The sequence below is a fragment of the Clostridiales bacterium genome, assembly GCA_014799665.1.
Taxonomy (GTDB): Bacteria; Bacillota; Clostridia; order Christensenellales; family Pumilibacteraceae; genus Anaerocaecibacter.
On record JAAVHP010000012.1, the window covers coordinates 352,034 to 375,901 of the forward strand.

The following is a 23,868-nucleotide window of genomic DNA, read 5'->3' on the forward strand; positions in this document are numbered from 1 at the left end:
TCGGTTGGGTAGAAAAATGAAAAAACTGCGTTTGATTTTTATATTCTTGTTCATAACGGTTGCGGCGCTGTTCGCAGTCGGGTGTTCGACGGCGGAGTATGCCGGCGGACATTCTGCGCCGCCCGTAAACCGAAACGAGGTAATGCCCATAGAGCGTAACCGTTTGAGCCTTGCCTTAGGCATGGAGATCGATGAGTTTGACGTTATCGAAAAATCGGGCTGCCGCATTATCGATTCGAACGGCAAGGAGATAATCGCAAACGCACAAACGCTCACCGACGGCACTTTTACTTACGATCATTTCGAGCTTGACACGGTCGGCTTAAACAAATACATAAAAATCACTTACGGCGATACGTCGAACTATATCTTTTACGACGTTTACGATTACACCGTTAATTTCTTTACCGACGAAAACAGCGACGAGCCGTGGAAGACCGTTCGCGCATCCGCGCAGCTTAACGACGAGCTGTGGCTTTCCGTGTGGGTGGATATCAACGAATACAACTATTCGACAGACGAGCTCGCGCGCGAAGCCGATCCTGACGGGGCGAAGCTTTTTAAGGGTTGGTTCGACTACGGCGACAATGCGGCGACGGGGTATTACGTGCTTCAACCGCCCGCAACCGGCACCGAGCGCGTGCTCAACCTCTACGCCCACTATATGGACGAGGACGAGTTTAAAAATTACGATATAACCTACGACGGCAGCGGTCGGCGTGTTTTCAATAAATACATCGGCGAAAAGACCGACACGGTCGTCATACCGGAGGGCGTTACATATATCGACCTTAACACGCTTTTCGGTGATGGTTTCAACTTCGAGAACCTGCATATTCCGGCTTCCGCACAGATCGACGTGCCCGTTTCGAATGCTATCTACACACTGGGGCTTAAAGATATAACGGTAGATAAAGGCAGTTATTACTTCTCGTCGTATAACGGCGCGCTGTATTCCGACGATTACGAAATCCTTTATCTTATGCCCGCAAGTTGCGAGAACACGCAGTTCCATGACGCAATAACGGAATTGGGCAGTTATTCGTGCGCATACTGGCAGGTGAGCGAGGTGACGATCCCCAAGGGCTTAACCCATCTCGACCATTACTGCTTTGCATATTCTCAGCTGTCTAAAATAAACGGCATGATCAATGTTTCTACGATCATGTCGGGAGTTTTTTATAAAACGAAGATATCCTCGATAGATGACGGTACGGCGCAATACACAGTGCTCGATAACGGGCAAATGATATTGAGTTACGTATACGGCAAGCCGACCGAGTATACGGTAGCTAGCGGCACTGTCGCGATCGTGGGCGACGCGTTCAATAAACACAGTCAGCTTAAATCGATAACGTTCCCCGATGGTTTGGAAAGCATAGGCAGCTCGGCGTTCTCCGAATGTACGGCGTTGGAGAGCGTGCAGTTCCCGTCGTCCCTCAAACACATGGGTAGTCACGTTTTTTACGGTTGCAGGTCGTTAAAGACCGTTTCGGATATACCCGATTTGACTTTTACCGACGACGACGGCGACGTATACTCTCACGCTCTGCCTGCGTATATTTTCTACGGCTGTTCAAGCCTAACGGAAATCAAGCTTCCTGACGGCTTGCGGATGATGATGTCGTACGCCTTGCGCGGCTGTTCCAATATAACCGAGATAGAAATTCCCGAAACCGTTTATTACTTCGGGCACGGGGTGTTCTACAACACGGGAATTACTAGCATAGACCTGCCTGCAGGGCTACGTTACGTCGGTCAAAGCTGTTTTTACGGAAGCAAACTTGAATCGATAGATTTGTCCGTTTGTACTTCGCTCACGGCCTTATCTAATTATTGTTTCGCTTATACAAAACTCGAAGAATTAACGATCCCCGCTTGGATAACGGATATCCCGAGACAGTGTTTTGCTTATATTTCTACGCTTAAAGAATTGGATTTGGGTAGTGTGGTAAGCCTCGATTACGGCGCATTCTATCAGTCCTCGCTTGCCGATATAGGTTGGGGCGACAGCATTCAGTCGATCGGCGAGCTTTCGTTCGGCGGTACGACTACGCTCACGAGTATCGTTATTCCCGATACCGTGACTTCTATCGCTTACCGTGCGTTTGGTTCATGTTCTAAAATTAGGAGTATTACACTGGGAAAGAGTGTAAGGACGCTCGGTAATTATACCTATCTCGACGACGGTGTGACCTTCGATAAAGGCAATCCTGCTTTTTTTGGATTGCAGAATTTAAGAACGATATCGGTATCAGAGGATAATCCGTACTTTAAAGTAGTGGACGGCGTGCTCTACGGCAGAAGCATTTGCGGTATCGATTACGGCGAAAACGGCGTGCTTTACTACGTGCCGCCTTATTACGGTGAAGCGGAAATTATTTTGCCCGATAGCGTAAAGATCATCATTCCGTATGCGTTTATGTACCAAAAATCTATAAGCGAAGTGAATACGAACGACGGCTTGCTTAATATAGGTAAGGCTGCGTTTTATGCGTCTACGTCGTTGACGACGCTTAATCTTTCAAAATCGGTAAATAATATCGGTGCAAATATATTTTACAGTTGTCGTAAGGTAAATACGTTTACCGTTGCAGAGGGTAATGAGAAATACTCGACGGACGGTAACCTCGTTTACGCCGGCGATACGCTAGTAATGTATCTCGCTTTTTCGCCGAACGTTGTTATTCGCGACGGTATAACTGCTATCGCAGACGCGGTATTTATGGGTAATACCGTAATAGAGAGCATCGTCATACCCGACAGTGTAATATCGATAGGGTACAAAACCTTCGACGGCTGCTCGGCTCTTACGAGCATAAAAATAGGCAAGGGCTTGGAAAATATAGACGATTGGTCGTTCGGCGCGTTGAAGTCGCTCGAAACGATCACTGTCAGCGACGATAACGAAAATTTCAAAACGCAGGATAATATCCTTTACAGTAAGGACGGAAGAAAGCTTATTCTGTCCGCCGCCAAAAACGTAATGACCGAGCTTAAACTCGAAAGCGGCGTTACCGAGATAGGCGATTGGGCGTTTGCTTATAATACCACTCTTACAAGCGTGCGCCTCCCCGTCGGGATAAGAAGTATAGGCAATTACGCATTTTACGAATGCCGAGCTCTTACCGAATTCTACGGGTCGGAGGCTTTACTGTCGATAGGCGAAAGAGCGTTCTCGTTCGAGCCCGCGCCAACGGATGCGTCAAACGACGCAAAAAAGCAACTTTGCAATACTCTTAAAACGGTTATGCTTTACGGTAGTGTAGAAAATATCGGCGCCAGCGCATTTTACGGACAGTTCGGTTTGGAAAATCTTTATCTAAAAATGACGCTTGCGCAGTATAACGATATGCTGGCGGGCTGTGGTACCAATATAGGCTTCCTTACGCGCGGTTGTACGATAGGGTCTACCAACGAGTATACCGTCAACGACGGCAAGGGTGTTATTCGTGCGCTGTACAGCGAAACCAAGCCTACGATTACTTACGACGGCTATGAAATGTTCTACCTCGACGGCGACGAGCCGAAGATGTGGGAGTTATAAATAAAGCGGTGCGCCCGCTATAAAAACCAAGTTTGTACTACAGGAGGAGATCGTTATGATCATCGAAAAATCCGCTGAGATTATAGAAAAGATCGGTAAGGTAATTATCGGTAAGGACGACGTTATAAGAAAGGTTCTTATGGCTGTCTACGCCAAGGGTAATATCTTGCTCGAAGACGCGCCCGGTGTTGGCAAGACCACGCTTGCGTTGGCGTTTGCCAAGGCGCTCGGTCTGGACTTTAAGCGTATGCAGTTCACGCCCGACACCATGCCGAGCGATATAACCGGCTTTACCGTTTACAACAAGGAAACGGGCGCGTTCGATTACAAGAAGGGCGCGATCGTCTGCAACCTGTTTATGGGCGACGAAATCAACCGCGCTTCGGCTAAAACGCAGTCCGCGCTTTTGGAAGCGATGGAAGAAAACTCGGTCACGGTCGACGGCGTTACTCACGTTCTGCCCGACCCGTTTATTTGTATCGCAACGCAAAACCCGACGGGCTCGGCGGGTACTCAGCCGCTGCCCGATTCGCAGCTCGACCGCTTTATGGTCAAGCTCTCGATAGGGTATCCCGGCGTGGATGAGCAGGTGGAAATTCTGCGCCGTCACAATACGAGCGAGCCTATCGACGATCTTAAACCCGTCACCGATCGCGACAGTATTAAGGAGATACAGAACTTCCTCGGCTCGATCACCGTGTCGGATGAAATTCTCAATTATATGGTAAGCCTTTGCGAAAGCACGCGCAACCATCCGCTTATCGACCTCGGCGTATCGCCGCGTGGTCTTTTGGCGTTGTCGCGCATGGTCCGCGCTTCGGCAATACTGAACGGGCGCGATTTCGTCGTTCCCCGCGACGTAAAGGACGTTTTCGCAGACGTTTGCTCGCACCGTATTATTCTTCGCCCGCGCGCCAAGCTCGAAGGCTATACCCAGCGTGCCGTTTGCGAGGACGTAATTGCAAACACGGTAGAGCCCACGCTCGGCAAATAACTGAGGGAAGCGGAAGAACAGGTCTATGTTGGCAAAGAGGATCGCATACGCATTAATGGTGCTAGCGTCGGTCGTGACGCTCATTATAACAGACAGCGGTATCGCGCTGTTTATTTGCGTGTTCCTTGTTTGTTTGCCGTTCGTATCGCTTCTCACGCTTAGCCTTGCCAAAAGAAAGGTCAAATTCTCTTGTAAGGTAAATCAGTCGTGCATACGCGGCAACACGCTTCGTCTTACGGTAAAGGTGGGCGTTACTCCGCGCTTTTTCGTGGGTACGGCGGAAGTCGTCGCCGAGATAGAGAACGCCACGTTCAATAAGAAAGAGTATAAAAACTTCGTGTTCAAGGATTTGTCGTTCGCGCCGCACGACTACGATTACGTAAGCGCCAATTCCGGCAAGATAGTCGTCAGGTTCGTCAGCATTAAGCTTATCGATATTTTCGGCGTGGTCAAGCGCACGGTCAAGTGCTACGAGATCGCCGAGAGCATGGTATCGCCCATATTGTTCGACAACCTGCAAATGGAACTCGGCGTAAACAAGAACGAGTCGGTCTACGGCGAAAACGTTTTGCCGCAAAAGGGACACGACATTACCGAAATTTATAATATCCGCGACTATCAAGCGGGCGACAGTCTGTCATCCGTGCACTGGAAGCTGTCAGGCAAGTTCGATGCGCTCAAAACCAAGGACTTCGGCAGTACCGACGACCGTAATCTTTTGGTGCTCGTCGATATGAGCCGCAAAAAGTTCGACGACGAAGCCACCGACGATATGCTCAACTCGGTGCTCGACGCGGCAGTTTCCGTATCCAACGCGATGATCATGCACGGCTACGCGCACACCGTCGGCTGGTTCGACAAGGGCTTGTTTGGCAGTAGCGACGTAAACGACGCCGATTCGTTCGTGCAAATGGTGGATAAGCTTATGAGTATCAAGGTAGACGAGGGCAATGCCGAAAGCTTGTTCTACCTTACGCGCGTGCCGTCGTGTTCGGTGTTTACTAAGATAATTTACGTCACGACCGCCGTCAATACCGACGAGCTTAAACAGAGCGTCAACTGCGACATTACGTCCATCGTAGTAGGCAATGGGTTCGGCGAAGTGGATAACGGCGCATACAAGATAATCAACGTGCCTTACGATAGGATAGCGACGGCGCTCGCTACCTGCGTGCTTTGATTCGGTTTATTTATGGCAAAAAAAGAGCTCAAAAACGTAATAATGAAATCCGAAGCCGATAACGGCACGCGGATTTTCGGTATAACGGTCGGCGCGTTTGCGTTCGCTGCGTTGTACCTTATTATCGTTTCGTCGTTTGCGTTCAACGGCATTTATTATGCCGCGGGGCTTTTAGGCGTTGCTTTTATAGTTGTCATCTTGGTTTTCGAGCGGAAAAAGTACGTTAAGTGGATAGCTTTGGGCGTTGTCTTGCTGTATACGTTGCTGTGCATAGCAGTCGATTTTCAGACCTTTTCAGATAGCGTCAGGCTGTTTGCCAACACTATCAATTTGCGCGTCAACGAAAATCTGCATTCCGGTCGTGAATTATTCGCCGTGTCGAATAGCGGCGTTGCGGTGCAATTTCTGTTCCCGTCGGTATTGTCGGTATGGATCGCCGTAGTAGTATGGCTGTCGCTCAAAAAGATTTTCGTGCACGTCTTGATCGCGTTTATCATGCTCATAGCGTTTATTATGGGCGGCGTGTACCCGTCGGTGTACGCAGTCGCGCTGTTAATCGTGGCGTGGCTGGGGCTGCTTGCCGTAGACCGCGGGCTTAATTTCGAGGCGTCGTTTATTTGCTTGGGCAGCTGTATAGTAGTTTTGGCTATCCTGTTGCCGTGCGTGTTCTATAACGGCAGTTCGTTCATATCGGGCATTAATAACGGTATTTCTACCGCGGTCGAGACTATGATTTTCGGCGACGACAGCCTGACCGAGGGCGAGCTTTTTAAGAGCGGCGAGCTCCACGCAGGCGAGACCGAAAGGCTGTTGGTGACCGTTTCCGATCAAACGCCCGAGCTCTATCTCAAAGGCTTCGTCGGCAGCGATCTCGTGAACGGCAAGTGGGAAGAAACGGACAAGAACGTCTACGTGCAGAACGGTTACCAGGGTTTGCTCGATTACGTGAGCGAGGACGATAATATCCCGCTCATGCAGTATGCGCGGTACTCGTCGCTGTCCGGCAGTACGGATAGGTACAAGGTAAGCGTCGATAATTTGGGCGCCGATAAAAAATATATCTATATGCCGTACACTGCAACGGAAAGCAGCAACGGCAATGCGTACTACGACCTTAACCTTCGCGACGGAACGAGCCCTGCGGGAAATTACGAGTTTGTTATTTTCGACGACGATCGGTTCAGCGAGCGCGTTACCCAAGCCGATTGGGTGACGAACAGCGAGGCGGTGCGCACGCAGGCTATGATAGACTACTTGCGGCACGAGAGCGCGTACAGAGCGTTTGTGTACGATACCTATTGCGGCGTGGACGAAGCGACGGCTCTTCTTGCGCGCGAGCGGCTCGGCGAAACGACTAAATCTATTAATACCGCCACGCAACTCATACGCGCGTATTTCTTGGCGAACTATAACGTTACCGACGAGGTAGACGGCATTACGCAGGATTTTGTTACGGAGTTTCTCGATAATACTATTGTAAATGCCAATGCGCCGTACTTCGCTTCGGCTGCGGTGTATATGTACCGCGCGCTCGGGTTTGCCGCGCGCTATGCCGAGGGATATTACGTCAATGTTATCGTAGAGACCGAGGACGGCGAGGTTTCGGACGAGTACACGCTGACCCTGACGGACGCCGACGCGCACGCGTGGGTAGAGGTGTATTTCGACGGGATCGGGTGGCTGCCGATAGAGGTCACGCCCGGATACTTCACCGAGCAGATGCACGACTCTACCGTCGAGCCCGAGCATCCGGATACACCCGCGAATAGCAATGCGCCCAAGGATCCCGACGAGGACGAGGAAAAGCCCGGCACGGAAATAGAAAACCCGCCCGTGATCGAGAACCCGCCCGCGCCCGAGGTCGTTGTAGACAGGCTGTATACAGCGCTTAAAGCTTTATTGCCGATAGCTGTCGTGCTTTTGGTAATCGCGCTTGTCGTTTTCGTATTTGTTGCGCGGCGCAGGTTCGTTTTGCATAAAAGGAATAAGGCGCTGGCTGCGGTGGGAACGCCGTTCGGCAGGGCGGCGTATAAAATCGTCAAGCACGATGCGGGCTCGTGCGACGCGGCTGAGCTCGAAAAGCTGGGCGTGCCTAAGCGCAGGACCGAACGGTTTATCGAGATCTTGGAAAAGAGCGTTTACGGTAATCGCGAGCTGTCGGTCAATGAGCACAACTTCGTTATAAACTTTATAACGGACGTCGCCGACCGCGTGTGCTCGAACGGCAACGCGCTCAAAGGCTTGTACTGCAAGTATATCCGTTGCGTTGGTATCTGATTTTAGTTACTTCTTGTGAACAAGAAGTAACCAAGAAAAGTTACTTTTTTAGGCAAAAAAGTAACCAAAAAACTTTTAATTTCGTGTATTTACTCGGGTGATTTGTTCTTTATTTCACCCGAGTATTTTCTTGGCGTTATTTATTATTCTCCATCACTGTGATTTTTTGCCATTTAAAAACATCTTTTATTTTACTTCTATTCTGTATTGTTACGACATACGATAAATCGTAATCAAAGCCGTGGCATAATCGGTCACTCGGCAACATATAAGTAAAATAATCAAGTTTAGCCCGATGGAGGTAACATGGAAGAATACGACGTTTACAAAGATATTTCGGAGCGGACGGGCGGCGATATTTATATCGGCGTCGTAGGTCCCGTCCGCTCGGGCAAATCGACGTTCATAACCAATTTTATGAACGCGTTTGTCATTCCGTCCGCGAGCGGATACGAGCTAGAACGAATGCGCGACGAGCTGCCGCAGTCCGCAGAAGGCAAGGCTGTTATGACCACACAGCCCAAGTTCGTGCCGAGCGAAGCTGTTTCCGTCACGCTCAACGACACCGCCAAGATCAACGTGCGGCTTGTCGATTGCGTCGGCTATCTCGTAGACGGCGCGACGGGGCATAAGGACGGCGACGGCGCGCGCATGGTCAAAACCCCGTGGCAGGACGCGCCCATACCGTTCGAGCGTGCGGCGGAGATAGGCACGCGCAAGGTGATTGCCGATCATTCCACGATAGGCGTCGTAATGACGACCGACGGCTCGATCAAGACCGAGCTGCCGCGCGAAGCGTACGTAGCCGCCGAGGAGCGCACGGTGAACGAGCTCAAAGAGCTTGGTAAGCCGTTTATAATCGTACTCAATTCGTCGGTGCCGTCGTCGCCCGAGACCAAAAAGCTCGCCAAGGCATTGTCCGATAAGTACGGTAACGCCGTTATCGCGCTCAATGTGCAAAAGCTCGATAAGGGCGACGTAGTTAAACTGTTCGAGACTGTTCTGTACGAGTTCCCGCTCCGCGACGTGTATATCCAGACCGCTAACTGGATCCGCGCGCTCGACGCCGCCAATCCCATAGTGACCGAGCTTGTCGAGAAGTCGATGGGCATTGCCGTCGCCAAGAATAAAATGCGCGACTGCAATACCGAGGTCGAGCTCGGCGAAAGCGAGTTCTTCGACGGTATCGAGCTCAAAACGGTCGAGCTCGACAAGGGCAGAGCGGTGTACGCCGTCAAGGAAAAAGACGGGTTGTTCTACCGCGCGCTCAAAGAGGAGTGCGGCGTGGATATCGCCGACGAGTTCGATCTTATGGCGCAGATAGGCGATTTGGTCAAAGCCAAGCGTTCGTTCGACAAGCTGTCGTCCGCGCTCGCCGAGGTCGCCGAGAACGGCTATGGCGTAGTTACGCCCACTATGGACGAAATGACGCTGCAAGAGCCGCAAATATTCAAGCAGGGCTCGCGGTTCGGCGTAAAGCTCAAAGCGTCCGCGCCCAGCCTGCACATAATGCGCGTCGATATCGAAACAGAGATTTCGCCCGTCGTCGGCACCGAACAGCAGAGCGAGGAGCTTGTCAACTATCTTCTGTCCGAGTTCGAGCAAAACCCGAAGGGTATTTGGCAAACCAATATGTTCGGCAAATCGCTCGAAAGCCTTGTCAACGAGGGGCTTAACAACAAGGTCATGGCAATGCCCGCCGAAACGCAAAAGAAGATGCGCAAAACTCTCTCGCGCATAATTAACGAGGGCAGGGGCGGCATCATCTGCATACTTCTGTAAAATTCAGCCGTACAACGATTTCTTTTCAAAACGAGTGGTATAAAGTAATTAATAACGACACGAAGCTATTCGGGTGAAGCAAACAATAACTCACCTGTGCAAACACCCGACACTAAAAGTTTCTTGCCTACTTCTTTTCAAAGAAGTAGGTTTTTGTTTGACAAAAAAAATTAAGGGTGTTAAAATTATAGAAACACCGTTTAATTAGGATAAGAGTAGATAAGCAATGATCAAGAAATTGGCAAAAAGTGTAGGAGAATACAAGGCAGCTGCGATAGTGACGCCTATTTTCGTGTCGATTGAAGTTGTGTTAGAGTGCTTGATTCCCTTCATTATAGCAATGCTCGTAAGCGCGATCGAGGTAGAAGCAGGGCAGGAAATCAACATTAACGAGATATTAATGTACGGCGGTATACTTATCGGTATGTCGCTGCTATCGCTGTTGTTTGGCGCGCTGTCGGGCGCGTACTGCGCAAAGGCTTCGTCGGGGTTTGCCAAAAACCTGCGTCGCGACGTTTTTTATAAGATACAGGGCTTTTCGTTCGAGAACATAGACAAGTTCTCCACGCCCTCGCTCGTAACGCGTATGACGACAGACACCAACAACGTGCAGATGTCGTTCATGATGATAATTCGTATCGCGGTGCGCTGCCCGCTTATGATGATTTTCTCGCTCGTCATGACTTTTGTTATGGGCGGCAATCTCGGCTGGATATTCGCCGCGGTTATTCCGCCGCTCGCGCTTATACTGTTCTTTATCATGCGCAAGGCGATGCCGCGCTTCCACCGCGTGTTTAAAAAGTACGACAACCTTAACGAGTCGATCCAAGAGAACGTGCGCGGTATGCGCGTTGTCAAGACCTTCGTGCGCGAAGATTACGAAAAGCAGAAGTTCGATTACGCCGCGACCGACGTTCAAAAAGACTTCACCGTGGCGGAGCGCATTCTCGCCTGGAACAACCCCGTCATGCAGTTCTTCTTTTACGGCGTGCTGTCGACGGTGCTTTTCCTCGGCTCGTACGTTATAATCAAATCGAGCGGCGCAAGCGTAGACGTGGGCAGCGTTTCTCAGCTTATCGTGTACGGTATGCAGATACTCGTATCGCTCATGATGTTCTCCATGGTCTTTGCCATGATAACCATGTCGGTCGAGAGCGCGCGCCGCGTATGCGAGGTGCTCGACGAGGAAAGCACTCTGCACAGCCCCGAGAACGCGGTAGAAGATGTTACCGACGGTTCGGTCGACTTCGACGGCGTGAGCTTTAAGTACGCGCTGTCCGCAGAACGTAACGTTCTCGAAGGCGTCGATCTTCATATAAAATCGGGCGAAACGATAGGCATAATCGGCGGTACGGGTTCGAGCAAAACCTCGCTCGTCAACCTGATATCGAGGCTTTACGATGCGACGGAAGGCGTTGTAAAGGTCGGCGGCAGGGACGTAAAAGAATACGAACTCAACGCGCTCAGAAACCAGGTCGCGGTCGTGCTTCAAAAGAACGAGTTGTTCTCGGGCACTATCAAAGAAAACCTGCGCTGGGGCAACGAGAACGCCACCGACGAGGAGCTTATCGAAGCGTGCAAGCTCGCGCAAGCCGACGAGTTCATTCGGTCGTTCCCGAACGGCTACGACACTTACATAGAGCAGGGCGGCGCAAACGTATCGGGCGGTCAAAAGCAAAGATTGTGTATCGCTCGCGCGCTTCTCAAAAAGCCCAAGATTTTGATTCTCGACGACTCGACGAGCGCCGTCGATACGCGCACCGACGCGCTTATCCGTAAGGCGTTCCGCGAGTACATTCCCGAAACGACCAAGATAATCATAGCGCAGCGCACTTCGTCGGTCGAGGACGCGGACAGGATAGTTATACTGGATGGTGGCAGGATAAACGCCGTCGGCACGCATAAAGAGCTTCTCGGCAAGAACGCTATCTATACCGAAGTGTTCAACACGCAGAACAAAAAGGGGGCGGACAATGAATAAGCAACAGAATATGCCCCGACAAAAACATAAAGGCGTGTTGGGGCGCACGATCAAAGCGCTATTCAAATGCTATCCCGTAATGATGACGGTTGTGCTATTGTTCATCGTTATCAATGCGGTTATCAGCTCGCTTCCGTCCATATTCATGGAACGCGTATTCTCGGTCGTTTACGAGGCGCTTGAAGTGAGTAAAGCGGGTGGAGACGGCAGTTGGGCGGTTTACGGCGGCAAGATAACCGAGTATATGCTCATACTTATCGGGCTGTACGTAGTATCGCTGATAATGGGCGCAGTCGACAAGCAAATGATGGCGGTTATTACGCAGGGCTTCCTTAAAAAGACGCGTTGTGAAATGTTCAACCGTATGCAAAACCTGCCCATCAAATACTTCGACACCAACAGTAACGGCGATATCATGAGCTATTACACCAACGATATCGACGCACTGCGCCAAATGATCTCGCAGTCGCTTCCGCAGCTACTTACTTCGTCGATTATGGTGCTGACGCTCTTTATCATCATGCTGTGGTACAGCGTTTGGCTCACGCTTATCGTCGTAGTCGGTATATTTGTTATCGTGTTCGTCACCAAAACGGTCGGCGGCGGTGCGGGCAAATATTTCAGAGCGATGCAACATTCGATAGGCAAGACCGAAGGCTTTATTGAAGAAATGATGAACGGTCAAAAGGTCGTTAAAGTATTTTGCCACGAGGAACAGGCGAAACGCGATTTCGATAAGGTCAACGAGGAGCTGTTCGATCAATCTTACCGTGCCAACCGTTTTGCCAATATGCTAATGCCCATACTCGGCAATATCGGTCACGTTCTGTACGTTGTAGTAGCGTTGGTGGGCGGCGTGCTCATACTCAAAGAAAAAGCCAATATCGGTATCGGCGTTTTGGTCGACGGCTCGATCGGTGTTTTCAGCATTGCGATCGTCGTTGCGTTTTTACAGATGACGCGGCAGTTCTGCAACAATATCAATCAAGTATCCAACCAGGTCAACTCGGTCATTATGGGTATCGCGGGTGCGTATCGTTTGTTCGCGCTTATGGACGAACAACCAGAGGTCGACAACGGCTACGTAACGCTCGTAAACGCCAAAGAGGTCGACGGCGAGATAGTGGAATGCGAGGAGCACACTGGTATGTGGGCGTGGAAGCATCCGCACTCGGCGGACGGCTCTGTCACTTATACCAAGCTGATGGGCGACGTGGTGCTCGAAGAAGTCGATTTCGAGTACGAAAAGGGTAAACCCGTTCTTCATGACGTGTCGATCTTTGCCAAGCCCGGGCAAAAGGTGGCGTTCGTCGGCGCGACGGGCGCGGGCAAAACCACGATAACAAACCTTATAAACAGGTTCTACGACATAGCCGACGGCAAGGTGCGCTACGACGGCATAAACATCAACAAGATAAAGAAAGCCGATCTCAGGCGCTCGCTCGGCGTGGTGCTTCAAGACACAAACCTGTTTACCGGCACGGTCATGGACAATATCCGTTACGGCAAGCTCGACGCAACCGACGAGGAGTGCATCGCTGCGGCTAAGCTTGCGGGCGCGGACGACTTTATTACAAGGCTTCCCGAAGGGTATAACACTATGCTCAGCGGCAACGGCGCAAATCTCTCGCAGGGTCAGCGTCAGCTCGTTTCGATAGCGCGTGCCGCGGTTGCAGACCCGCCCGTCATGATACTCGACGAAGCTACGAGTAGTATCGATACGCGCACCGAAGCTATCGTATCTCGCGGCATGGACGCGCTCATGCACGGCAGAACGGTATTCGTTATCGCACACAGGCTGTCTACTATCAAGAATTCGGACGTGATAATCGTGCTCGACCACGGCAGAATAATCGAGCGTGGCAGTCACGAAAAGCTTCTCGAACAAAAAGGTCAGTATTATCAGCTGTATACCGGCGCGTTCGAAATGGAATAAAATGTGGTTGTAAAGCTTAACTTCTAGAGTAAATCAAAATTCTATAAATATGCTTGCAATTTTGTAATCGGTATGCTATAATATTTTCAAGTGAGTAGCACTTTTTGTGCGTAAGTCCGGCTAAACGGACTTACGCACTTTTTTGTTAGGAGTAAAAAATGGAAGAAATCAAGCAAAACAAAATGGAAACTACTTCAATGCACAGGCTCATTTGGCAAATGGGCTTGCCGATGATCATATCTATGATATTGCAATCGGTATATAACATTGTAGATACGGCGTTCGTTATCAATATGGGCGACGACGGCATTGCCGGCAACCTTGCGCTTACTTATGCTTTCCCGGTTCAATTATTGATCATTGCGATCGGCGTAGGTACGGGTGTGGGAATAAACGCATTGCTCTCTAAAAAGTTAGGCGAAAAAGACGTCGACGGGTCATCAAAAACAGTGGGTAACGGTATCTTCCTCGGTGTCTGCATTTACGCAGTGTTTCTCATCTTTGGGCTATTCGGCTGTAATTGGTTTATATCTATGCAGGCGGGGGAGAATGTGCAAGCCGCCGAAATGGGCGCAAGTTACTTAAAGATTTGCTGCTGTTTTTCATTCGGTGCAATTGGCTTTACGGTTTACGAACGCTTTTTGCAGGCGACGGGCAAGACGTTATATTCCACGATCTCGCAAATATCGGGTGCGGTTACAAATATTGTCTTAGACTATGTTTTTATCTACCCTTGTAAAATGGGAATAGACGGAGCGGCGTGGGCGACGGTAATAGGACAGATTGTTTCGCTCGTTGTGGCTATGCTCTTTCACTACATTACGAACAAAGAACTGAAAAACAGTATCAAAGCTTTAAAGCCGAGCTGGACTGTTATTAAGGGCATATATAAAATAGGAATTTCCGCCGCAATTATGCAAGGCTTACTTTCCGTAATGATGCTCGGCATGACGAGTATTCTTGGTACGGTAAAAGTAAAAGAAACTGCCGAATTGTTGCAGGGCAGTTTTGGTATTTATTACAAGGTTATGCAGTTTGCGTTGTTTGCCGCTTTCGGATTATCCAATACGATTATTTCTGTTTTATCTTTTAACTACGGCTTGCAGAACAAACAGCGTGTAAAAGCCTGTATTAAGTTCGGTATTATCGATTCGCTTATCGTCGCTATCGTTATAACAATTTTATTTGAGAGCCTTGCTGTTCCGCTCGCAAAACTATTCGGTATGGCAAGCGGCGAGGGCAGTGACGCAATTCAGACCACCGTTACTACCGCGATCCGCATCGCAAGTATGGGATATATCTTTATGGCGTTCAGCGTAGCGGTGCAAGGCGTATTACAAGCTTTCAGATACGCACTGTTTCCTCTGCTTATTTCATTTCTAAGGTTGTGCTTGCTCGTTCTTCCCGTTGCATATCTTTTTACGCTTTCGGGAAATGCTGAAAATATTGTATGGTGGACATTCCCGATTGTAGAATTTGCAACTGCTGTTATTTCTGCCCTTATATTAAAATACGCTTATGATAAATGCATAAAAATACTTCCGTAAATAGAGTCTAACTCGAATCTCACTAGTCTACAAGTAGCTTAGTTATCCAACAAAAAAGACGCGAATTGAAGTCGCGTCTTTTTTATTTACGGCTTACCTACAATTCTTTATGGGAACTACGGTAAGTACAGCCACCTTTTATTTTGTTTGAGTTTTATTACAGCGACGATAGATATTCGAGCAAATCGTCGAAATTTCCGTGTGCGTATTTGTTAATATCGATATTGTTTTTATTTATAAGGCAGTCGGTGAGCAAGAATGCGTCCATGCCGAGCGATGTGGACGGAATAATATCCTCGTCGACGTCGTTGCCGACCATAATGCAGTCTTTGGGTTCGAGCCCGATTCTATTGAGTATATCGGTATAATATGCGGGGTTAGGCTTGCAGTAGCCCGTGTTTTCGTAGGTCGTAACAAGCTCGAACTCGTCGGGATCGAGCCCCGCCCAGCGCATACGCGAGTGCGTTCCCACGGCGGGGAATATGGGGTTGGTGGCGATTATTACGCGAATGCCGCTGCTTTTAAGATAATCGGTTACTTTTTTGGCGCGCTTTTCGTGCCCGCATACTTCTTTTACCGCTTGGAACTCGTTACGGTAGTATTCGTCGAACTTCTTTTCGTCGTCACGAGCCTTTTCGCCGTAAATTTTGGCGAACTCGTCCCAAAACACTTCGCGGTTCGTTTTGCTCCCGTCGTTCATGACTACTTTCATTGTGCACGCCCAAATCGACTTAATAAGCTTTTGGGGATCGGTGTAGCCGTGAGAATACATTTTCTTGGTCATGTACCCGAAGTAGGCTTTTACGAACGCATCCTGGTCCATGGGCAGTAGCGTTCCGTCAAGGTCGAACAGTGCGGCTTTAAGCATTTGTATGTACTTCCTTTTCTTTTGTTTATAACGTAATTGTAGCATTTATTTTAAGGTTTGTAAAGCGCATTTAGCGGTAGGGCGGCATATACCGATAGTACGAGTGACGGAAAAACATGGATACAAAAGCGCTTTTTTACGTTAATAGCATACTGTTCGGGGTTGGGCTTGCAATCGACGCGTTTATAGTCGCCCTCGCCAACGGTATGAACTTACCGCTGATGAAAAAGCGTAGAACGGTGTGCGTCGCCGTCACGTTCATGCTATTCCAAATAATCGCCGTAATGATAGGGTGGGGCGTCGCTTCGCTCGCGTTCGGGTACGCGCCTTGGATAGAAATATTTTTCGCCTGGGGCGCGGTTGCCGTGCTCGTGTTCCTCGGCGTCAAGATGATAATGGAAGTAAGGCGCGCGGGCGGCGGCGAGCCGAAAGAGGTCGCGCTCGGGTTCGGCGCGATAGTCGCACAGTGCGCCGCAACCTCGGTCGACGCGCTCACGGTGGGTTTTACGATCGAAGAATATTCGGTATGCCACGCACTGCTTTGCTCGGGCATAATAGGCGCGGTGACCTTTATTGCCTATACGGTTGGGTTTGCGGTAGGTAAGCGGTTCGGAATAAAATTCGAAAAAGCCGCGTCGATTATAGGCGGTTTGGCGTTCATCGCAATCGCCGTCGAAATAATCGTTACTACATACATTTCGTAGCGCGATATGAGCGGCAGCGTGGTCTTAAATAGCGTTATGCTGGCAGTCGGGCTTGCGTTCGAGTCTTTTATCGTCGCGCTCGCTAACGGGCTTAAAAACGCAAATATGCGCCTTAAAACGGCGTGCTTGTATGCGTTTATCTTCGCGGCGTTCCATGCCGTAGCCTTATTTATAGGCTACGCGGTAGTTAAAACGGTCGCCGAAAATATCGACCGTGTGGAAAAAATACTGTCCGTCGCGGCTATCGTCGTGCTTCTGTTTCTCGGCGTAAAGATGATCGTAGAGGGCGTTAAGCGCGGCGAAGAGAAAAGCGCGACGGGGCTTGCCGAGTTTTCCGTGCAGAGCGCGGTAGCCGCCATGGACGCAGTTGCGGCGGGGTTTACCGTGCCCGATTACGGAATAGGCGATACGGCGTTTTGCGCGGCGGTGATAGCGACGGTAATATTAGCGTTCTTTTTGGTCGGCTTTGTCGTCGGCAAAAAGTTCGGCAACAAGCTTTCGCGTTACGCCGCGATATTGGGTGGATTGGTATTTATAGGTTTAGCCGTTGAAGTGGCGGTCGGGCTGATATTCGATTTGCCGTAATCGGTTGACAAACAGGTGTGTAATTGATATCATATCCTTGATATGTATAAGGTAAGAACCGTAAATTCATCTTCTGTGTTCATGCTTGCGGTATGGGCTGCATTCGGTGCGGTCGCCGAAGTTATTATATGCGTTTGTTGTTTCGTTGTCAGTGGCGGTGAAATCGATGGTATCGGCGGAGTATATTTCATGATAGCGCTGTTCGGCGCGGTGTTCTTAGCCGGCGTCGTTGGTATGCTCGTGCTTTTATGTAAGCATTTGATTTTAATGGACGTGTTCAAGCACGGAACGGAAACGGTCGGTATGTTCGAAGGCACGCAAGGATACTATGAGTACGGCGGCGGGCGTAACTCCGTGCTTTCGGCGTCGGAGCGGAGCTATACGCGAGTAGTTTTTGCGTACAGGGTGGGGAACCAAGTCCGCAAGTACAAAACCTGCGCGGTTTATACTACGGACTACGTCGATCACCTGAAAAGACTGGATACTTTCCCCGTAAAGTATAAAGGCAAGCGCGCCGTTATTTTGGAAGAAGTGTAAAACAACAAACGGACTATGTAATAGTCTGTTTGTTGTTTTTTTGCTCCATTCTAAAAAGTGGGTAAAAAAGTCGGGTTGGGCATAACGCAAATATGCGGGGTGAGCTGCTTCCAAGTATTTATAATATCTTTGCTCTTTTGTAAGATCTTCAATACCTGTTTCATTTTATATTTTTTGCATACGCTTATTGGGTCGTCGGTAAATATCATATCGAGTATTTCGTCGTTGGTTTCTTTTACGGTTTGAGAATTTATTGACGGATACCCTACGAAAGTATATTCATTAAAATGATATTTCTCGCACATAAAGTAAAAGCTTGCGCACAGCTCTATATTATGTTTCGTCATTTCGTTAATAAAAGCGGACACATTTTCTCTCGAAACTATCATATCGTCGTATTTCCAGTGTGCGCGTTTGCCCGATTTTATATCATACTGTTTTATGAGAATAGGTAAGATTGCTTCAAGCGCATCCCACCACTTTTTGTAATCACTGAGCGAAAGGCGATTTGCTCCGCCGTCTTCATCGGGATTGTCCGATTGATAAGTATCATTTTCCCAAAAACACACGTTGCAAATATCAAATTCATCATCAAATTTGCTTTGCCCGCAAACGGGACATATGCAATTTGTTTCTTTGTTGTTCATATTCATACTCTTGTAAAAAATTGGTGCGAGCGACAGGACTGGCGCGTTTTGCTTCGCAAACCGCCCGCTTCGCCGCATAGCGGCTCGCGCGTTCGCTAAAAATATGCCACAGGCATATTTTCTATACGCTCACGCCCCAGGGTTCAAGCCTGTCGCACGATTAAGGCACCCGCAAGGGGTGCCTTATGGTGCGAGCGACAGGACTTGAACCTGCACGGTTGCCCACCGGATCCTAAGTCCGGCGCGTCTGCCAATTTCGCCACGCTCGCATAAAATATTTACAAAAATTATTTTATCACAGGCACGAGTTTTTTGCAAGCGTTTATCTATTCGGTTGACAAATTTAACGATATTTAATATAATCAAAGCGTATCGTTTTCAGTTCAGTTTTCGAGGTTTCGGTCAATGGCTAAACTTATACATAAGAAAGACATATTAGACTTCGTCATGATGCTTGTCGGCTGCTGTTTTTACGCGTTGGCGCTAAACTTGTTTTTGTCGCCGCACGTAATCGTAGCGGGCGGGGTAAGCGGTATCGGCGTTATCGTTCACGCGTTGTACGAGCAGTTCAACGTAGGTATACTGATTATCATTGTAAACGTGCCTATCTTGCTTTTATCTATAAGACCGTTCGGCTGGAAGTTTGTGGTCAAAAGCCTTATAACGATAGTTGTTCTCGGCGTGGTCACAGACGTATTCGCATTGTTTCTTCCGTCGATTACCGACAATACTCTTTTGGCGGCGTTGTACGGCGGCGTGTGTCAGGGTATAGGCGTCGGGTTGTTCGTTCGTTCCAACTATTCGAGCGGCGGCACGGAGACCGTTGCGCGGATAATAGTGCGGTATGTAAAAGTCATTAAAATAACCACGTGCTTGCCCGTTCTCGACGGCATAATAGTTATCGCCGGCGCGATAGCTACGAAAAGCCCGATTAATTTGCTCTATGCGCTTATTGTCATTTTCACGGCTAACAAATTGATAGATTTGATCGTTACGGGCTTTGATAAGTCCAAGCTCTGTATAATCGTTTCTGACAATGGCGAGGCAATTTCCAAAGCGCTGTTAGAGAAAAGCCCGCGCGGCGTTACCATGTGGAACGGCAAGGGAATGTACACCTCGACCGAGCATAACGTTTTGCTAACGTGCGTTAAGAACCGTCAACTCGAACAGCTTAAATCGATCGTCAAATCGGTAGACAATAAAGCGTTCATAATGGTTCAGGATAGCGTAGAGGTGCGCGGAAAGGGTTTCAGTTCGCTTGAAGACGACCTGCCGCCGCGCCCCATAGGTTTCAGGCGGAAAAAGAAAAAAGACGCGGAACAGCCCGAGAAGGTTGAAGAAAACGCGCCCGTTGAGCAAATCGTAGAGACTCCCGCCGATACGCCCGAAAATACGGCGGCGGAAAGCGTAACGGAAGAAATCGTATCGCAGGATAACGCGGCGGAGGAAGCCGCGCAGTCGGCAACCGAAGTTTCGAGTGCCGACGAGTAAGGCAGGGCAATATTATGGTTGAATTCAGAACGGTACTCGATTCGAGCAAGACCAAAGCGGTAAACAACAATACTTTTAAGAGGTTTTGGTGGTTATTCGCGCTGATAAGCCTGATATTTATCGGGCTCGGCATCATGGGCTTTTTGGTTCGCGAGGACGACGGCGATTTATACTACGCTATTTTTTGTTTAGTTTTCGGCGTGCTGTTTGCACCGCTCAGCTATTTGCTCACGCTATGGTTGCAGAAGCGTATCGATAAATCGGCTTCGTACATAAGCGATAAAACAGAAGAAATTTATACCTTCGACGACGACGGTATCACCATGGTGCAGAAGAAGGACGACGAGTTTTATTCGACTACCAAGGCGAAATACTCGTACTTGTATAAGGTCGTCGAAAACAAGGCGTATTACTTCCTGTACATATCGAGGATGCAGTGCCATATTATCGACAAGGCTTCCATAACGCAGGGCAGTATAAGTGACATGGAAAATTTGCTCATAATGCATTTGGGCGATAAGTTCAAACGAAAATAAAAAACACTCGGTTTTTAATTGATATTTAGGAAAAATAGGCGTAAAATTATAGTCATGAATAAAATAGTTTTGGCAAGCGGAAATAAAGGTAAGCTCGCGGAATTTCGCGCGATACTTACGGAATACGAGGTGCTTTCGCCCAAAGATTTGGGGATAGACTTTGACGTTGAAGAAACGGGTAGCACCTTTTACGAGAACGCTTATATTAAGGCAAAAGCATTATATGAAATCTGCGGGCTGCCGACCGTTGCGGACGACAGTGGTTTGTGCGTGGACGCGCTCGGCGGCGCGCCCGGGGTTTTCTCGGCGCGGTACAGCGGCGGCGGGGACGAGGAAAACATAAATAAGCTCCTGTCCGCGCTCGACGGCAAAACCGATAGGCGCGCGCACTTCGCGTCGAGCATAGTATATTACGACGGCAAAAACGTTGTCAACGGCTTCGGCACGACGGAAGGGTATATCACGGCGGCGCGCGAGGGGAGCGGCGGGTTCGGTTACGATCCCGTGTTTTTCAGCGACGATCTCAGCAAAACGTTCGGCGTGGCGAGCGAGGCGGAAAAGAACGGCGTAAGCCACCGCGGCAGGGCGCTTGCCGATCTTGTAAATAAGCTTAGGGCGAGTAAGAGGTAAAGTATGGACGAAAGCGGTTTGCTTTATAAAATGGTCGTAGTATCCGATACGCACCATAACATAGACAATATCACCAAGATCATACCCGTAATCAATTCCGCAGACTACTTTGTGTATTGCGGCGACGGCGTTGCAGACATAATGATGCTGCGCGGCAGTATTCTCGTTCCCATAGTCATGGTGAAAGGGAATACCGACGTGGAAAGTCATTTGTCAGACACTGCAACGGTAACGCTCGGCGGAACGAAAGCGCTCATCTCGCACGGCGACAGATACGAGGTCAAAAAAGACCTTAAAAAGCTGTTCGTCGCGGCATCGCTCGCGCATTGCAAGCTGGTGTTCTTCGGGCATACCCACCAATACATAGACAGGAAAGTGCAGGGAATACATTTTATCAACCCCGGGTCGCTGTACAACGGTTCGTACGCACTGGTAGCGAGCAACGGCGCGGAGTTTATAAGCAAACAGCATTTCGTGACCGAACTGCCGTAGGGCAACGCGTGATAAAATAAAGTTATAATTAGCGTTATCAATGGGCGTAAAATTGTTGACAAATGCTCTCAAATATGATATTCTTGATAAGCACATATGGAGCGGATTTGCGCGCGCAGGTGTAGCTCAATGGTAGAGTTTCGGCCTTCCAAGCCGACCACGTGGGTTCGATTCCCATCACCTGCTCCATGAAGTGCGCCCGTAGCTCAGCTGGATAGAGTAGCGCCCTTCTAAGGCGTTTGTCGAGGGTTCGAATCCCCCCGGGCGTGCCATATGGTGGGTATAGCTCAGTTGGTTAGAGCGCCAGGTTGTGGCCCTGGAGGCCAAGGGTTCGAATCCCTTTACTCACCCCATTAAAATAGCCACTACGTGAGTGGTGGCAACGTAGGGGTATCGCCAAGCGGTAAGGCACGAGACTTTGACTTTCGCACTCGCAGGTTCGAATCCTGCTACCCCTGCCACTTAAAATAATCTGTCTGCCGTATAGCATAGGGGTATCGCCAAGCGGTAAGGCAACGGACTCTGACTCCGTCATTACGAAAGTTCGAATCTTTCTACCCCTGCCAAATACAAAAAGCACCCTTTATGGGTGTTTTTTGTATTTGGCAGGGGTAGGTGAGATAAGTAGCGCGGCGAATACGCGGGCAATCCTCGTTGATTACTGAAAATTAAAACAGCACCCAAAAGATGCTGTTATTTTTAATGCTATTTAATAAATATCAGACGGTTGCGGCGTAATATCTACTTCGGCAGGTTCTTCCGAAATTTCTGCCGTATCGTCAATGGGCGATAGCGACGATCCCGTGTCGTCGGACGTACAGTCGGGCGGTGGATCTTTTTCTTTTCTGAACATAAGTTTAAGCACTATGGGCGTTATAAGCGACGATACTATAACGAGCAGTATTACCGCCGAGAGATAGACGGACGGCAGAAGCCCTGCGTTAATGCCTTTCTGCGCGACGATAAGCGCAACCTCACCGCGCGCCATCATGCCCACGCCGACCTTGGTCGAGTCCTTCCAAGAGAAGCGACAAACTTTTGCGGCGAGCCCGCACCCGATGATCTTGCCGCCGAGCCCAGCCAAAATGAACAGGAAGCAGAACAACAGTATTTGCGGCTCGAAGCCTGCGAACGATGTTTCTATGCCTATGTTTGCGAAGAATATGGGCGTAAAAATCATGTACGAGCTCACGTCGACCTTTCGTTCTATGTAGCCCGTTTCTTTGATGTTTGATAGCATAATGCCCGCAAGGTACGCGCCCGTAATGTCGGCTATGCCGAAGAAATGCGCCGCAGAAAACGCGTAAACGAAGCAAACGACAAGACTGAAAATAGGCACACGCCGTTTATGCGGATACTTCTTTGCGAGCCAACGGAACAGAAAATTCAAGCCGATACCAACGCCGATACCTATTACGAAGAAAAGAACGGTTTTGAGCAAAACCATGTATGGGTTGGCTTCCTCGGGGTTTTGCAGCCCGATCACGAAGGTCAAAACTATAATGCCGATAACGTCGTCAATTATCGCGGCGGAGAGAATGACCGTGCCGACCCTGCCTTTGAGCTTGCCGAGCTCGCGTAGCGTTTCTACCGTAATGGAAACGCTCGTCGCGGTGATGATAACGCCGACGAATACACAGCTCAAAACCGAAGTTGTATCGGTAAGCCCGAAGAAGGGGATAGCGATCGAAAACCCGAGCCCGAGCGGAACGAGCACGCCCGCAAGCGCGATTATCGACGCTTTAAGCCCCGAGCGTTTAAGCTCCTTTATATCCGTTTCGAGCCCCGCGCCGAACATGATCATTATCACGCCGAGCTCGGCGAGGAATTTCAAAAACTCGGAACTGCGCACGGGTACGAACGCGTCGTTCGTCATCGGCGACCAAATAGCAGGGCCTATGAGAATACCTGCGAGAAGCATTCCTACGACTTGGGGCAAGCCCAGCCTTTTCATGAGCAGCCCCAGTACCTTCGTAAAGAACAAAATTATAGCAAGATCAAGTAAAAACCGATAATCCATACCGTAAGAAATTATATGCTTGTTTTCAATCGATGTCAAGCGATACGCGGTAATAACCAAAGTAAATAATTCAGGGAGGCAGCGATTATACTAATAGTAAAAACTTGTTTTTAA

18 protein-coding genes and 6 tRNA genes are annotated in these 23,868 nt (G+C 49.2%); 20 read left to right on the forward strand and 4 right to left on the reverse strand.

The window, feature by feature from the left end:
• Positions 1-16: 16 nt before the first annotated feature.
• From HDT28_06255 to HDT28_06290, 8 genes are all read left to right on the forward strand, one after another.
• On the forward strand, positions 17-3,547 hold the full coding sequence (locus tag HDT28_06255) for a leucine-rich repeat protein (GenBank protein MBD5132173.1): 3,531 nt from the start codon (positions 17-19) through the stop codon (positions 3,545-3,547).
• A 55-nt stretch (positions 3,548-3,602) separates the two neighbouring features.
• Positions 3,603-4,541 (forward strand): MoxR family ATPase, encoded by a 939-nt coding sequence (locus HDT28_06260; protein ID MBD5132174.1) that lies wholly within the window; start codon positions 3,603-3,605, stop codon positions 4,539-4,541.
• 25 nt (positions 4,542-4,566) lie between these two features.
• A complete protein-coding gene (locus tag HDT28_06265) occupies positions 4,567-5,721 on the forward strand; it encodes a DUF58 domain-containing protein (protein MBD5132175.1) in 1,155 nt (384 codons plus the stop codon).
• A 12-nt stretch (positions 5,722-5,733) separates the two neighbouring features.
• Positions 5,734-7,998 carry a transglutaminase domain-containing protein gene (locus tag HDT28_06270; GenBank protein ID MBD5132176.1) on the forward strand — a complete coding sequence of 755 codons (2,265 nt, stop codon included), beginning with the start codon at positions 5,734-5,736 and terminating at the stop codon, positions 7,996-7,998.
• 306 nt (positions 7,999-8,304) lie between these two features.
• The gene (gene spoIVA, locus HDT28_06275) at positions 8,305-9,780 is read left to right on the forward strand and encodes a stage IV sporulation protein A (GenBank protein MBD5132177.1); all 1,476 of its coding nucleotides are present in this window, start codon (positions 8,305-8,307) and stop codon (positions 9,778-9,780) included.
• A gap of 226 nt (positions 9,781-10,006) precedes the next feature.
• Positions 10,007-11,761 carry an ABC transporter ATP-binding protein gene (locus tag HDT28_06280; GenBank protein MBD5132178.1) on the forward strand — a complete coding sequence of 585 codons (1,755 nt, stop codon included), beginning with the start codon at positions 10,007-10,009 and terminating at the stop codon, positions 11,759-11,761.
• A gap of 10 nt (positions 11,762-11,771) precedes the next feature.
• Positions 11,772-13,697 (forward strand): ABC transporter ATP-binding protein, encoded by a 1,926-nt coding sequence (locus tag HDT28_06285; GenBank protein ID MBD5132179.1) that lies wholly within the window; start codon positions 11,772-11,774, stop codon positions 13,695-13,697.
• Positions 13,698-13,855: 158 nt separating this feature from the next.
• Positions 13,856-15,244, forward strand: a complete 1,389-nt coding sequence (locus HDT28_06290) for an MATE family efflux transporter (protein MBD5132180.1) — start codon at positions 13,856-13,858, stop codon at positions 15,242-15,244.
• Positions 15,245-15,401: 157 nt separating this feature from the next.
• On the opposite strand, the gene HDT28_06295 is transcribed toward HDT28_06290, so the two are convergent.
• Complete coding sequence (locus HDT28_06295; GenBank protein MBD5132181.1) at positions 15,402-16,112, reverse strand: HAD family hydrolase; 711 nt, start codon at positions 16,110-16,112, stop codon at positions 15,402-15,404.
• 116 nt (positions 16,113-16,228) lie between these two features.
• Between HDT28_06295 and HDT28_06300 the strand changes: the two genes are divergently transcribed.
• The 3 genes from HDT28_06300 to HDT28_06310 are packed head-to-tail and all read left to right on the forward strand — an operon-like array spanning position 16,229 to position 17,938.
• On the forward strand, positions 16,229-16,816 hold the full coding sequence (locus HDT28_06300) for a manganese efflux pump (protein MBD5132182.1): 588 nt from the start codon (positions 16,229-16,231) through the stop codon (positions 16,814-16,816).
• A 6-nt stretch (positions 16,817-16,822) separates the two neighbouring features.
• Positions 16,823-17,401 (forward strand): hypothetical protein, encoded by a 579-nt coding sequence (locus tag HDT28_06305; protein ID MBD5132183.1) that lies wholly within the window; start codon positions 16,823-16,825, stop codon positions 17,399-17,401.
• Positions 17,402-17,443: 42 nt separating this feature from the next.
• Complete coding sequence (locus tag HDT28_06310; GenBank protein ID MBD5132184.1) at positions 17,444-17,938, forward strand: hypothetical protein; 495 nt, start codon at positions 17,444-17,446, stop codon at positions 17,936-17,938.
• A gap of 50 nt (positions 17,939-17,988) precedes the next feature.
• Here the strand turns inward: HDT28_06310 and HDT28_06315 are convergent, their stop codons facing one another.
• Positions 17,989-18,585 (reverse strand): hypothetical protein, encoded by a 597-nt coding sequence (locus HDT28_06315; protein MBD5132185.1) that lies wholly within the window; start codon positions 18,583-18,585, stop codon positions 17,989-17,991.
• Positions 18,586-18,771: 186 nt separating this feature from the next.
• Positions 18,772-18,854: transfer RNA gene (locus tag HDT28_06320), tRNA-Leu, on the reverse strand.
• Positions 18,855-18,990: 136 nt separating this feature from the next.
• On the opposite strand from HDT28_06320, the gene HDT28_06325 reads away from it, so the two are divergent.
• From HDT28_06325 to HDT28_06365, 9 genes are all read left to right on the forward strand, one after another.
• On the forward strand, positions 18,991-20,076 hold the full coding sequence (locus HDT28_06325) for a YitT family protein (GenBank protein MBD5132186.1): 1,086 nt from the start codon (positions 18,991-18,993) through the stop codon (positions 20,074-20,076).
• Between the two features lie 14 nt (positions 20,077-20,090).
• Entirely contained in the window at positions 20,091-20,612 is a 522-nt protein-coding gene (locus HDT28_06330; GenBank protein MBD5132187.1) for a hypothetical protein, read from the forward strand.
• Between the two features lie 54 nt (positions 20,613-20,666).
• Positions 20,667-21,242, forward strand: coding sequence for an RdgB/HAM1 family non-canonical purine NTP pyrophosphatase (gene rdgB, locus HDT28_06335; protein ID MBD5132188.1), 576 nt, complete (start codon positions 20,667-20,669; stop codon positions 21,240-21,242).
• Positions 21,243-21,245: 3 nt separating this feature from the next.
• Complete coding sequence (locus HDT28_06340; GenBank protein MBD5132189.1) at positions 21,246-21,734, forward strand: YfcE family phosphodiesterase; 489 nt, start codon at positions 21,246-21,248, stop codon at positions 21,732-21,734.
• Between the two features lie 115 nt (positions 21,735-21,849).
• Positions 21,850-21,923, forward strand: a tRNA-Gly gene (locus HDT28_06345).
• Positions 21,924-21,929: 6 nt separating this feature from the next.
• Positions 21,930-22,006: transfer RNA gene (locus HDT28_06350), tRNA-Arg, on the forward strand.
• 4 nt (positions 22,007-22,010) lie between these two features.
• Positions 22,011-22,087 (forward strand) — tRNA-His (locus HDT28_06355).
• Positions 22,088-22,120: 33 nt separating this feature from the next.
• A tRNA-Gln gene (locus HDT28_06360) sits at positions 22,121-22,195 on the forward strand.
• Positions 22,196-22,224: 29 nt separating this feature from the next.
• Positions 22,225-22,300, forward strand: a tRNA-Gln gene (locus tag HDT28_06365).
• Between the two features lie 143 nt (positions 22,301-22,443).
• Here HDT28_06365 and HDT28_06370 read toward each other — a convergent pair.
• Positions 22,444-23,754, reverse strand: a complete 1,311-nt coding sequence (locus tag HDT28_06370) for a cation:proton antiporter (GenBank protein MBD5132190.1) — start codon at positions 23,752-23,754, stop codon at positions 22,444-22,446.
• Positions 23,755-23,868 lie beyond the last annotated feature (114 nt).